Below are 13,822 nucleotides of genomic sequence, written 5' to 3' on the forward strand. Positions count from 1 at the left end.
CGCAAAATCGTTCCGCCTTCATGATGAAAGGGTTATCTGCTCTGATCTCTTTAGCGAAGATCGACTTTTACAGCATGCTCGCAGTTTGTCTGAAAGTCATGGAAACATTCATTTTCCAAAACACAATAATACATTGCCAGACCGACTGAGTGAGAACGCTGAATTTCTTCTGGAATCAAATATTTCATTATCAAAATCCGCTGAAAGGGGTGAGCAAATTACACCCGCTGGAGGATGGTTGATTGATAATTATTATCTGATGAATACTCAGATTCAAACTATTAAATTCGACCTTCCTCCGCATTACTATAAAGAGCTTCCTGAGCTATCCAGCGGGCCTTTCTCTGGTTTGCCAAGGGTCTTTGAAATAGCCTGGGCTCTTGTCGCTCACACAGATAGCCGGATTAATCCAAAAATAATATGCGATTTTTTAAGTGCGTATCAGGAAGAGAGAGCTCTTTTAATTAGAGAACTTTGGGCCATTCCCACCCAGATCAGAATGGTTTTGATTGAGAATCTTCGGCGAGTAGCAGGTAAAGTTTGCCAGAACCTGCAAGCGCAAAAACAGGCTGATAATCTTGCCAACACTTTGTTTTCAGATACTTATTACAATAACACAAAAATTCTCGAAGCGCTTACCAAGGTAGATACTGAAACATTATCTTCTGCTTTTATTGTGCAATTTTCGCACCGCTTGAGAGGGCATGATCCACAGAAAGATCCTGCATCTTTATGGATGGAGGCAATATTACAGGAAAAAGGCACAAATCTTGAAAAAATTGTTCATGAAGAATTGCAGGAACAAGGTGCATTAAATGCCACTGTGAGAAATATTATTACAAGTATGCGTTTGATAACGACTCTGGATTGGAACGGTATTGTTGAGAAAACAAGCCCCGTAAGTCAAATATTTTATCGTCATACGGGCTTTTCGGATATGGATCCTCCTACCCGGAATTTATATAGCAAAGCCGTTGAGGCCCTTGCGAAAGGGTCCAGCTATACAGAGTGTGAGATCGCTCAGAAGGTCACTTCTCTTGCTGCAATGCAAAAAGACACCCCAAATTCTGATCTTCGCAAATCAGATCCTGGTTACTATCTTTTAGCAGAAGGTCGGGAGTGGCTCGAAGCAGAGTTAAAGTTCCGTGCTCCCTTACGCGTACAAATCGGACAGGGTTGCCGCCGACTAGGCATAACGGGTTACAGTTTGGCTGTAACAGTGCTGACATTACTCGTCCTGACCGCTTTTCTTTCTGCCATGAATGGCCAGTTGTCAGGTCGCGCCGCGTTTGCGCTGATTGTTCTGGGATTTATTCCTGCCACTGATGCGGTAGTCGCCGGTGTAAATCGCTTTCTGATGTGGGCCATCAAAGTATCTGAACTCCCCGCACTTGAACTCAGACAGGGAGTCACAGCACCGCTGCGGACTATGGTTGTTGTCCCCACCCTTCTGACAAAACGATCTTCCATTGTAGAAATGGTAAATCGTTTAGAGAAACATTACCTGTCCAGTCGGGATGGTGAGATCTACTTTGCCCTACTGACGGATTGGACAGACTCTCCAACCGAGAACCGGAAAGGTGATCATGATCTTCTGGATGTGGCTATCCAAGAAATCGGGAAGCTAAATCGGACTTATGGATCGGGCTCTGCTGGCACAAGATTTCTTCTTCTCCATCGCAGGCGTCTTTGGAGCATTAGTGAAGGAAAATGGATCGGATGGGAGCGAAAACGCGGTAAGTTGCATGAATTAAATCGTCTTCTACGCGGTGCAACAGATACCGGCTTTCTTGATCTGCCCGATCAGAGCATTCCTCAAGGTGTACGGTATATTGTTACCGTAGATTCCGATACACGTCTTCCGCATGAGGTTGTCAGGCGTCTTGTCGGGAAGATTGCCCATCCGCTCAATAATGCCCGTTTTGATCCGGAAAAAGGCCGCGTCACGGAGGGATATGCGGTTCTCCAGCCACGTGTGACGCCTTCATTGCCCGAAGCTCGGCAAAGCACGCTATTTCAAAGAGTGTTCTCAAGTCCCAACGGGATAGAACCTTATACGGCCGCAGTATCTGACCTGTATCAGGATATGTTTGCAGAGGGGTCTTTTGCAGGCAAAGGCATTTATGAAATCGATACGTTTGAAGCAGCCTTAGCCGGCCGGGTTCCCGATGGAACGCTTCTGAGCCACGATCTTTTTGAAGGTGTTTTTGCTCGTGCAGGTCTCGTAACTGATATAGAAGTTATCGAGGAATATCCAACGGACTATTTGGTGTCCGTTGCCCGTCTTAATCGTTGGGTTCGTGGAGATTGGCAGCTTCTTCCATGGATCTTTTCATGGATGGGCCATTTTCCAACCATACGTATAAAAACCCGCCCCCTTACGGGCATTGCGCGCTGGAAGATGCTGGATAATCTGCGTCGCAGCCTTTCTGCGCCAATGGCAGTCAGCGCCCTGTTTGCCGGCTGGTTTCTGGATCTCCATAATGCCGCGGTCTGGAGCTTTTGCATTGTTTCAACAATTGCTGTTCCAGCAGCGTTGCCCCTTCTGGTTGATATTATCAGGCGTAGAAGAGGAGAAACATTTCGCAGCTATTTTGCCCTTCTGACAATTGACCTTAAACGGACGGTTCTCACCACAGCTCTGTGTTTTGTGTTTCTGGCTGATCAGGCCTGCCTGATGGGGGACGCGATTAGCCGAACACTGGGGCGTGTTTTTGTTACTCGAAAGCACCTTCTTCAGTGGGTTACGGCCGCTCAGACTGCGGAAGCTCCACGTGAGCGGATGCAAGGATATTTCCGTCAGATGAGTGGAGCCGTTTTAACTGGCCTTCTCGCGGCGGGCGTTATGGTCGTGGCTGGTCCCTGGGTATGGATTATCATCTTGCCATTCGCTGTGGCCTGGTGCCTGTCACCGGCAATTGCGTGGATGGCCAGTCAGTACCGTGCGTCTGCTCGCAGGCTTGAAGCTACTGAGGCTGAGACGGTTTTCATGCGTATGCAGGCCCGGCGGACATGGCGGTATTTTGAGACATTCGTCACCGCTGCGGATCATATGCTTCCCCCGGACAATTTTCAGGAATCCCCTGCCCCTCTTGTTGCCCATCGAACATCTCCAACCAACATGGGGCTTTACCTCCTGTCTGTTGTCGCGGCATGTGATTTCGGGTGGATTGGGGTAGCAGACGCAACATCCCGTTTGAGTGCCACCCTTGAGACAATGCTGCAGCTTCCGCGTTTCAGAGGGCATTTTTATAACTGGTACAGCACCTCTGATCTCTCTCCGCTGTCCCCTATTTATGTTTCGACAGTGGATAGTGGCAATCTCGCTGGCCATTTGATGACGTTGGCGGGTGCCTGCGAAGAGTGGGTTCAGAAAGGAAGAAAATCTGACATTTGGCGTGAAGGTATAAGAGACGCCCTGAATCTGGCGCTTGAAGAAGCGACATCGGGAAACGGTATCTTTCGGTCATCCGAACTCGCACAACTTATGGACGCCCTTCTTCAGGACATGAAGGACGGCCACGCCAGTCAGGTCACACTTACATACAGAGTACAGATGCTCGTCAGTCAGGCAGAGGAACTGGCGCATCTTCTACAAAGACGTGCCATGGCCGGAAGTGCAGGAAAAGGCACCACAACGACAGGTGCCGAGGACCTCCTATTCTGGTTGCATGCTGCCCAGAACTGCCTGCGGAGTGAACGGAAAGATCTCGAAGATAACCCTTCCCTCCATGATGAACTCCGTAAAATTGCACAAATCTCAAGAACCATGGCGTTGGACATGGAGTTTGGCTTTTTGAGAAATTCAGATCGGAAACTGCTCTCGATCGGGTTTGCCGTGAATGAAGGCACTCTCGACGATAACTGCTATGACCTTTTGGCATCCGAAGCGCGGCTTGCTGTCTTCTTTGCCATTGCAAAAGGCGACATTCCTGCCTGGGAATGGTTTCGTCTGGGGAGGCCTCTTGCTGCGGTGGCCCATGGCGAAGCTCTGGTTTCCTGGTCTGGGTCGATGTTCGAGTACCTCATGCCGTCCCTGATCATGGCCGCACCGTTTGATAGTCTTTTAGAAGAGACCAGTCGGCAGATTGTCCACCGTCAGATTGAATATGGCCAGTTCTGCGGTGTGCCATGGGGTATTTCGGAATCTGCCTATAATGCACGCGATCTGGAATATAATTATCAGTACTCCGACTTTGGTGTCCCAGGACTGGGGATGAAGAGAGGATTGGCCCAAAATCTGGTTATTGCACCTTACGCCACAGCTTTGGCTTCGATGGTTGATGCGCGTCTGGCAACAGAAAACTTCCGGGCCTTGCAAGCTGCAGGCGCTCAGGGAACCTACGGATTTTACGAGGCGCTGGATTATACAAAGGCGCGACTGCAATCGAACCAGACCGTTGCAATCATTCACTCTTACATGGCCCATCACCAAGGCATGTCCATTCTTGCAATAGCGGATACGGTCCTTAAAGGCCTCATGCGAACCCGCTTCCATGCAGAACCCATTATCGGAGCGGCAGAACTGCTCTTGCAGGAGCGTGCACCAACAGGTGGAGCTATTACCACCCCGCTGAAGGAAGAAGAGTTCGCCCCTCCTGCGCTGACCATACAGATGCAGGCCGGTGGCCGCCATTTACAGACAGCGGACACGACTGCCCCTGTTACCCATCTGCTTTCAAATGGACGATACAGCGTGATGCTGACGGCCGCTGCGTCAGGATATAGCAAGTGGGGTGATCAGGCTGTTACGAGATGGAGGCAGGATCCCACGCTCGATAACTGGGGGACTTATATTTACCTTCAGGCGTCCGGAGACAGTCACTTCTGGAGCGCAGGATTCCAGCCATCTGGAGCTAAGGCTGAGAGCTACGGTGTAGAATTCAGGGAAGACCGCGCAACATATACGCGTCAGGACAACAAGCTGACGACGACGATGGAAGTCCTTGTTTCAGCCGAAGATGATGCAGAACTTCGTCGTATTTCAGTTCGAAACTCCAATTCTTCAACGGTTGAGATCAACGTAACGTCTTATGTCGAGCTGGCGTTATGCCCGCCTGGTATGGATCTCAGTCACCCTGCTTTCGCAAAAATGTTTGTCCAGACGGAGTATCTCTCTTCTTACAGAGCAATTGTTGCCACACGGCGAAAAAGAAATCCGTCTGATACAGAGATCTGGGCAGCACACCTGATCATTGGCGGCGATGACCTTTCCATCGAGACGGATCGTGCCCTATTTATCGGTCGTGGCAGGGATTTGCGGGAGCCGATTGCGGTTATTGGAACGGGCACCCTCTCCGGATCAGTGGGGACGGTATTGGATCCCGTTTTCGCTGCGCGGTGCAAGCTCACAATTCCAGCGCGCTCTACTCGGCATGTATCATTTTGGACAATTGTTGCGTCAACACGCGAAGCGCTCATTCAAAGCATCGAACGTCATCACGGTGGAGCGGATCTCGATCGTGCCCTGACCCTCGCATGGACCCATGCACAGGTTCATTTACGCCATCTCGATATCCAGCCCGTACAGGCAGACCTCTTTCAGAAACTTGCCGGCTATCTTCTGTTCCCAGGTTCCGTTCTTCGCTCGTCTGCGGCCCGTATAAAACGAGGCGCTGGCAAACAGGCAGATCTCTGGGGACAGGGCGTTTCCGGCGATTTACCAATCCTGTTGTTGGTCATCACAGAAAGTGAAGATTTCGACCTCGCCCGGACCCTTCTCACAGCCCATGAGTATCTGAATTTCAAAGGCCTCGCTTTTGATTTTGTTATTCTGAACGACCATCCGACGTCTTATGCGCAGGATCTACAGCACGCACTGGAAGCCCTTGTTCGATCCTCAGGGCAGACGGGTACAGTCCGTCTTCTTCGCGGCGCGCTTATGTCAGAAACAGTCAGAGATCTTCTGTTCTCCGTGGCTTATGTGGTGCTGACGGGTAAGGGAGGAAACCTGCAACATCAATTGACCCGTATTGAAGTCATGCAAGGCGCGAAAGTCTTGCAGGCAGCCATACGTCCCTGCCGTGCATACCGTGGAGCAGCGGAAACCCCCGTGCTGCCTCAGCTTGAACTGCCAAATGGATATGGAGGCTTCACGTCTGATGGGAAGGAGTATGCTGTCATCATCCGTGGGAAGGCGCGTCCCCCTGCCCCTTGGGTCAACGTCATCTCCAGTCCTCATTTCGGGTTTCAGGTCTCCGCAGAAGGCAGCGGTTATACCTGGTCGGAGAACAGCAAGGAGAACCAGTTGACGCCTTGGTCTAACGACCCGGTCGTGAATCCAACTGGGGAAGCTTTCTACCTGTGTGACGAGGAAAAACGGCAGTTCTGGTCTCCTCTGGCAGCCGTTTGCCCAGATGACAGTGCTGTTTATGTTTGCCGACATGGGCGTGGATACAGTCAGTTTGATCGACACACCAACGATATTGCTTCGACCTTGCTACAATACGTGCCGCTCGAAGATCCGGTAAAAATTTCCAGATTGAAACTGACCAACACATCCTCCCGACCCCGGACTTTGAGAGTCACGACCTATACCGAGTGGGTGCTCGGACAGTCCCGCAGTACGACTGCCCCTTTTGTATTTACAGAGCAGGATAATGACACTGGCGCGCTGTTTGTCAGGAACAAGTGGGGCGAGACGTTTGGTGACCGGGTCGCCTTTGCGGATATGTCGGCTCAGCAGACATCAAGCACGGATGACAGATGCACATTCCTGGGTCGAAATGGCACTATTTCTCTCCCTCAAGCCATTGTCCGGGGCGGCCCGCTTGAAGGTATTGTCGGGGCCGGAATTGATCCGTGTGCCGCCTTGCAGACTGTCATTACGCTTGAACCCGGAGAAAGCACCGAAATTGTTTTTCTGCTAGGTCAGGGGCAAAATTCAGACCATGCTCGTCAGATTGTTCGGCGATACAGAAATGCCAATCTGGATGCTGTTCTGGATGAAGTGCATCGCAGGTGGGAGGCGATTACAGGAGCCGTACAGGTTCATACGCCTGATCGCGCCATGGATATCATGCTGAACGGCTGGCTGCTGTATCAGTCCCTTTCCAGTCGCATCTGGGCACGGGCAGGCTTTTATCAGGCCAGCGGTGCTTATGGATTTCGAGATCAGTTGCAAGACGGAATGTCGCTCGTTCTGGCCGCTCCTCAACTGGTGCGGGAGCACCTTCTGCGGGCGGCATCCCGACAGTTTCCAGAGGGAGACGTTCAACACTGGTGGCTCCCTCAGAAAGGAAATGGAGTTCGCACAAGGATTTCTGATGATTGTGCGTGGCTTGCCTACACAGTCGCACACTATGTTCGAGTCAGCGGTGACGCGACCCTTCTGGATGAAGAAGTTCCGTTCCTGGAGGCAGCAGTTTTGGCTGACGGGGAGCATGAGCGTTTCCTCCAGCCTGACGTAACGGACAGAACAGCGTCGCTCTATGCTCACTGCGTTCTTGCTCTCGATCACAGTCTGCAGAGAGGAATTCACGGTCTCCCGCTGATGGGAACCGGGGACTGGAATGACGGGATGAACCGAGTGGGCGAAGCAGGACGCGGAGAAAGTGTCTGGCTGGGATGGTTCTTGCACGCCACGTTGGCAGCCTTCCTGCCGCTCGCTCAGGCCCGACAGGACACAGAACATGTGGCGAAGTGGACGCGGATCATGAAGGAGCTTGAACACGCGTTGGAAGCAGCATGGGACGGATCTTGGTACCGGCGTGCCTACTTTGATGACGGCAGCCCTTTAGGCAGCCATGCAAACCCTGAGGGACGCATTGATGCCATAGCTCAGTCCTGGGCTGTAATTTCAGGGGCAGGATCTCCCGAGCGAGCAAAACAGGCCATGAACGCTGTTCAGGACCAGCTTGTCGATCTGAACCGGGAAATCATCATGGTTTTGACCCCACCCTTCGATACCTCAGAGCCTGACCCGGGTTATATTCGAGGCTATCCGCCGGGTATCCGAGAAAATGGCGGTCAATATACACACGCAGCTCTATGGACAGTTATGGCAACGGCCCTTCTTGGAGACGGCGATGCGGCGCATGAGATGTTTTCAACGCTCAATCCCATTCACCACTCCCGCGATCAGGATGCGGCAGACCGCTACAAGGTTGAGCCATATGTCGTCGTCGCGGATGTTTATTCCTCCAGTCCTCATGTCGGCCGCGGAGGATGGTCCTGGTACACGGGGTCGGCGGGTTGGATGCAACGCGTCGGGGTTGAGATGTTACTGGGCGTGCAGATTGAAGGAAATCGACTGTCCCTTAATCCACGCATCCCCTCAGGCTGGTCGTCATACGAAGTTCGTGTGCGCTGGAAAACATCAGAATATCATATTCAGATAAAAAACCCTGATGGTGTCTGTGAAGGAGACCTTTTTGTCATCAACGAGGAAAAGATGGTTCCGCTAAAAAGTCCAATTTATATGATGGATGACGGTCTCATGCATCGCATAGACTGCGTGCTTAGGCCACATTGACAAAAGACCTGTTAGTTTTGGAATCTGGGGTAAGACCAGTGCTTCATTGGCTATCTTCGTAAGTCAGCGTAGTGGAGCAGACATGGCACGAGGTTGATCAGCTCATCGGAAGTATGGACATTATCGTCACACTTCTTCCCTCCTGAGCGCGCACATCAGTGAGCGCTACGGCAAGTGGAACTCGGTTTATGTCTGGTTCTTCACTGGTTGGACTGAACAGGGTGTCTGTTCTGCTCTCTAGCAAACCCCTAGTGGATCTGGGTCTGACTGGTAACCGGCAGTATATGCTCGATAGCACCTTAGTCCGCGCCCATTCACAAGCCGTAGGTGCAAAATGGGGCTCCGCCCGGCAGGCTCTGGTCAATCAAGTGGGGGCTATACGAGCAACTCCATGCCGGATGTGACAATGAGATCCGCCCTTTCCGCTCCTTTTTTTATCCTGTGGGAAACATCACAGAGGACCATAAAGCTGTATTGTTTTTTATAACTAAAGAAAATAGTTATAAAAAACAATACGATTGTTAAACCAAAAACAAATAGGTATATGAATATTTAGTCAATAAAACACGAGACAAAAAAGTGCAAAACCGATCTGATAGTTTGGTGTCGCGCGCCGTTAGGTGCAGTCAACCCACAAAACGGCTGTTACCTGCGATAGCTTTGGTGTGCGCTGGTCTCTCAAATACTCAGGGTTTTGCTGCAGAAACACACCTTTCCACACCAAAATTCTCGCCGGACCACAGGCCAAAGAATGTAGCACCATTGACCGTTTCTGGTGGGGAGGAACAAGTGACAGTGACTGTTCGCCGACGAAGCGAACCTCTACAAAAAGTGCCCGTTGCAACCTCTATTTTCACATCCAAAGAGGCTGCACGAAACAATGTGCATGACCTTCAGGGCATTTTTCAGTTTATTCCATCCGCGAATTTCCGGACAAGTGCATCGTCAAAAGATAGGACTGTTTTCGTTCGTGGAATAGGAACGATTTCCACGTCTCCAGGTGTTGAGCCTTCGGTCTCAACTGTGGTGGACGGTGTCGTTCTCGCACGTTCAGGGCAGGCAACCGCAGACCTTCTTGATCTTGATCACATTGAAGTTTTGAGGGGCCCGCAAGGTACCCTTTTTGGTAAGAATGCCTCAGCCGGTGCGGTCAATATCGTGACTTCAGCCCCTACAGAAGCTTTTCATGCCCATGCTGATGCGTCCTATTTCTCCGGAGACGAATATCGTCTTAGCGCAGGAGCGTCCGGTACACTTGTTCCTTCCAAGCTAACAGCAAATGCTTCTTTTCTCGTGGGTGGTTACACCGGCAATGTCAGTAACCTCAGTACCCGCGATACCGTAAACGGATATCAACATCGTGGAGCTCGCACCAAGTTTGCATGGACTCCAGATGATCAGACACGCATTACCTTGAGCTTGGACTATATGTACTCCAATGATGCCGTGCCCAATGGCGTATTCTCTTCAACATCGCATGTCGCGTATCCAACGGGCGTTGTTACTGGAAATGCTGCGCTTACCCAGGCTTTGGCGTCCGAGGGTATTCAGGCGTCTTCGAACAACACGCGTGTCAGCAATAATACTTTGAGCAAATCAATCGATCACAACGGTGGTGCATCCCTCACACTCGATCGAAAATTTGGAGATTACACCCTCACCTCTATCTCGGCTTACAGACGCTGGCAGAACACTCAGGATCAGGATTACGATCAGCTTTCCCAAGCTTATGCTTCGCTCCCGCAGTTGGCGGATCATGGTTGGCTGGATTTCTGGCAGGCCTCGCAAGAGGTTCGTGTTGCCTCTCCAAAAGGTCATCTCTTCGATTATGTGGCTGGCCTGTATTATCTTCATACGTCTGATACGGAGACTTATGACCGCTCGTTGCAGCCCTATACCGGAACGGCCTCATCCGGCCATGCAAGTTTTGGAACGACAGGAAATAATTACGCAGCATTTGCTGAAGGAAATTTGAATTTTACAGGCAATTTTCGCGCCATTCTGGGGTTGCGTCTCCTGCGAGACGATCTGGACTATAGGTTCTCTCGTACTTCGACATCTGCTGAAGCAGTTACAGGTATCCGTCCAAATTATGCATCAAATGGTTCGACAGCGCATAATGGATATGTGGATCGGATTGGTCTCCAGTATGACCTCAACCGTGATATTCATGCGTATTTTACCTATTCGCACGGCTATAAAGGGCCAGCCTACAACGTATTTTTCAACATGCAGAACACGGACGCAAAAGCTTTGCGCCCAGAACAGAATAATAGCTATGAAATAGGCCTTAAGTCGCAATTTCTTAATCACAGGATCACGGCTAATTTCGCCGCGTTTATTGAAGATTTTTCAAATTATCAGGCTAATTTTCTTGATACTGTTGCAGGGGCGACTGTCACCCGACTTATCAATGCCGGAACCGTCTCTAGCAAAGGTGTAGAAGGTGACATCTCTATCCGTCCCTTTCGTTACATGACGGTTGGGGGTAATTTCGCGTATACCTATGCGACTGTTGACCACTTTAACTGCCCTTCGGGTGCTCCACTTTCCTGCAACGTGAACGGCCAACCCCTACCCTTCGCACCAAGATGGAAGTTCGTTCTAAACGCGGACTATACGCGCCCGATCAATGATCGGTTCACTCTCTCGCTTGATAGTGATTACACGTGGCAGAGCCGTACTCAGTATTCATTAACTGAAACGCCCGATACCATTCAAAAAGCTTATGGAATCTGGAATCTCAGCACGACAGTTGAGGACAGGAAACATCGCCTGCGCCTTACTTTGATCATGCGCAACGCCATCAATACGCATTACGCGTCCTATATAGGCTACGGAAGCTTGGGTGGTGTGGTGAACTGGCTTCCGCGAGATTACGGTCGTTATGGCGGCTTTGCCCTGCATAAGGACTTCTGAGCCAATGAGGATCCGGCTCGCAAGTTTAAGTAAAGTCAGTGAAAAAGCGGATGGGAGCATATCGGGTGGCCAGACCGTCCTGATGCCGATTCTTCTATTTATGATCAGTATCATAGCCTATGCTGACCGTCAGATCATTGCTTTGCTTAAGCCGGAACTTGATCGTACTTTCGGCTGGACATCTGCGGACTACGCTTCGATTTCGTCATGGTCTCAGGCCTCAATCGCTGTCAGTCTTTTAGCGAGTGGTTGGTTTGTCGATCGTTTAGGTCTGAAAAAGACCCTCGGAATTGGCCTTACGGGATGGAGCATTGCCACAATCCTGCATGCTGCCGTGCGAACTATAAACGGTTTTGTTGCTGTTCGTGTGGCTCTCGGGTTGTTCGAAGGTGCTGGAACGCCTGCGAGTATGAAAGCCATCAGAACCACGTTCTCTCGGAATGCCCAAGGCCGAATTATCGGGGTATTGAACGCTGCGCCTAATCTCGCAGCGATGGGAACCCCGCTGATTGTAGCTTTCTTGTTTCCCTTATTTGGGTGGCGCGGCACGATCGTCGCGGTTGGGGCATCTGGGCTTGTTTGTGCTCTTGTATGGTTTCGCTTTGCCTATCCGGGAACCATGCGTGAAGCCTCCCAGATGGAAAACCATCACGAACAGACTGCCCTGCCTGTCTGGCGCTCTGTCACAGGTTTTGCTTTGGGGAAATTTCTGACGGACCCAGTCTGGTGGTTCCTGCTCTTCTGGCTGCCAGATCTGCTCCACCGACGCTTTTCCCTTGAGCCGTCTTCTATGGGCTTCCCTCTCGCCATCGCATATGGAATGGCAGGAATAGGGTCTGTTTTGGGCGGGTACGCCCCTTTTGTTCTGGTCCGTTTCGGTTTAACGCACGAAGCATCCCGACGAGCCATTATGGCCCTTGCCGCACTTTGTGTGCTGCCTCTTCCGCTTCTCCTCACGACCTCGAGCCTTGCTCTAGGCATTGCCCTTTGCGGACTGACCCTTGCCGCCCATCAGGCGTTTGCCACCAATCTGTTCGGCTTTATCACGGAGTGGGCGCCCACACGCATCACGGGGCGTGCGACTGGAATAGGCGCGTTTGCCGGGAATATAGGGGGTGCGCTTATGCTCCATATCGTGGGGCGCTTCGCAGCTCCGGGGCAGTCGATGCTCGCGATTTTCAGCTATTGCGCTGTGGCATATGTCTTAGGCTGGTTGTGCCTGACCCTCTTCGCACCAGCACGGAAGTTGCTATCAGTGCCAGAAAAGCCAATCGTTAACCTTCCAATTCCGCCAGTCTAACCATCCTCCTTTCCCGAGCGCTAATTTCGGCCGCAGTTCCTACTTTTACCGCCAGTAGACCGTCAGAAGCCGTGACTTGAACGGGCGCACGTCCTGCTGCAGCTTCCAGGAACGCCAACAACTGAAAATAGGTCGCACCATGGTGGTTGCCGGCAGCCAGTACGTCGTTGCGTACCTCAATAATTTCGCGAGTAATCGCTTTGTGCTCGCCAGCAGGGACACGCGGCGACAAAATCTTGACGCCAGAAGGAATTCCAACTTCAAGCTTTGCGCGATCGCCAATGGCTACAAGTTTCTCCTGCTCCTCAGAGCCTTCTGCAAACATGCAGAGATCCAGCAGAGCGCGGACGCCGTTATCAAAGTCCACGATTGTGTAGCTATTGTCGATGATATCGGGCACTTGCCCGTCATAACGTTCGTCAAGATGATTGACGTCTGCTGAGCCGGAACAGAAAACGCTAACTGGGTTGGCTTGTACAATGCATGTCATCAGATCGAAAAAGTGACAGCATTTTTCAACCATTGTGCCGCCTGTATTGCGGTTAAAACGGTTCCAGTCCCCGACCTTATTCAGGAACGGGAAGCGGTGCTCATGAAGCGCTAACTGCCGTAATGTTCCTGTTGCCCCGTTATGAACATCAGCTATGAAACGGGAAACGGGTGGCATGAACCGATATTCCATCCCAACCCAGAAAATGCCCTTTCGTGCTTCTGTGCGTGTCACGATGTCAGTCGCATCGGCGATTGTCGTGCAGAGCGGCTTTTCACAGAGAATGTGAAGGTCAGTTTCAAGCAAAGGCAACAGAACGTCGTGATGCGTATAATTGGGTGACGCGACGATCACCGCATCTGCCTCAGTAGCGGCCAGCATGGATTGCACATTGGCATACGCTGGGATTTTTGAAGCCTCTTCGCCAAAACTTGCCCGAAGGCTTTCTCGGGCCCACGTGATGGAAGATGGCTCAGGGTCGACAAGCGCGACAATACGGGTCTCGGGAACAAGAGCCAGATTACGGATATGTTCCTGAGCCATGAGGCCGGTACCAACGAGAATGAAGCGCATTATCCGACACTTGTTGTTGTTATGATCGTAGTGTTCGATATACATCAATAAAGCAGAGTGGTAAATA

Annotated in this window: 5 protein-coding genes; 4 read left to right on the forward strand and 1 reads right to left on the reverse strand. The window is 51.2% G+C overall.

Annotated features, from left to right (window positions below; genetic code table 11):
- The first annotated feature begins 1,045 nt into the window (after nucleotides 1-1,045).
- The 4 genes from M2305_RS13815 to M2305_RS13830 all read left to right on the forward strand — a co-directional run bounded on the left by M2305_RS13815 (nucleotide 1,046) and on the right by M2305_RS13830 (nucleotide 12,692).
- On the forward strand, nucleotides 1,046-8,473 hold the full coding sequence (locus M2305_RS13815) for a GH36-type glycosyl hydrolase domain-containing protein (RefSeq protein ID WP_264649689.1): 7,428 nt from the start codon (nucleotides 1,046-1,048) through the stop codon (nucleotides 8,471-8,473).
- A 188-nt stretch (nucleotides 8,474-8,661) separates the two neighbouring features.
- A complete protein-coding gene (locus tag M2305_RS13820) occupies nucleotides 8,662-8,877 on the forward strand; it encodes a hypothetical protein (protein ID WP_264649690.1) in 216 nt (71 codons plus the stop codon).
- A 385-nt stretch (nucleotides 8,878-9,262) separates the two neighbouring features.
- Nucleotides 9,263-11,392, forward strand: coding sequence for a TonB-dependent receptor (locus M2305_RS13825; protein ID WP_264649691.1), 2,130 nt, complete (start codon nucleotides 9,263-9,265; stop codon nucleotides 11,390-11,392).
- 82 nt (nucleotides 11,393-11,474) lie between these two features.
- The gene (locus M2305_RS13830) at nucleotides 11,475-12,692 is read left to right on the forward strand and encodes an MFS transporter (RefSeq protein ID WP_264649692.1); all 1,218 of its coding nucleotides are present in this window, start codon (nucleotides 11,475-11,477) and stop codon (nucleotides 12,690-12,692) included.
- Here M2305_RS13830 and M2305_RS13835 read toward each other — a convergent pair.
- Nucleotides 12,667-13,755, reverse strand: coding sequence for a Gfo/Idh/MocA family protein (locus tag M2305_RS13835; RefSeq protein WP_264649693.1), 1,089 nt, complete (start codon nucleotides 13,753-13,755; stop codon nucleotides 12,667-12,669). The two genes, M2305_RS13830 and M2305_RS13835, sit on opposite strands and share 26 nt — an antisense overlap.
- Between the last annotated feature and the right edge of the window lie 67 nt (nucleotides 13,756-13,822).

Source organism: Gluconobacter cerinus, assembly GCF_025961355.1.
Lineage (GTDB): Bacteria > Pseudomonadota > Alphaproteobacteria > Acetobacterales > Acetobacteraceae > Gluconobacter > Gluconobacter cerinus.

Excerpts from the sequence above, each read along its gene's own strand:
- M2305_RS13815 (WP_264649689.1), top strand. The coding sequence starts at position 1,046 with ATGCAAAAAGACACCCCAAATTCTGATCTTCGCAAATCAGATCCTGGT.
- M2305_RS13820 (WP_264649690.1), top strand. The coding sequence starts at position 8,662 with ATGTCTGGTTCTTCACTGGTTGGACTGAACAGGGTGTCTGTTCTGCTC.
- M2305_RS13830 (WP_264649692.1), top strand. The coding sequence starts at position 11,475 with ATGCCGATTCTTCTATTTATGATCAGTATCATAGCCTATGCTGACCGT.
- M2305_RS13835 (WP_264649693.1), bottom strand. The coding sequence starts at position 13,755 with ATGCGCTTCATTCTCGTTGGTACCGGCCTCATGGCTCAGGAACATATC.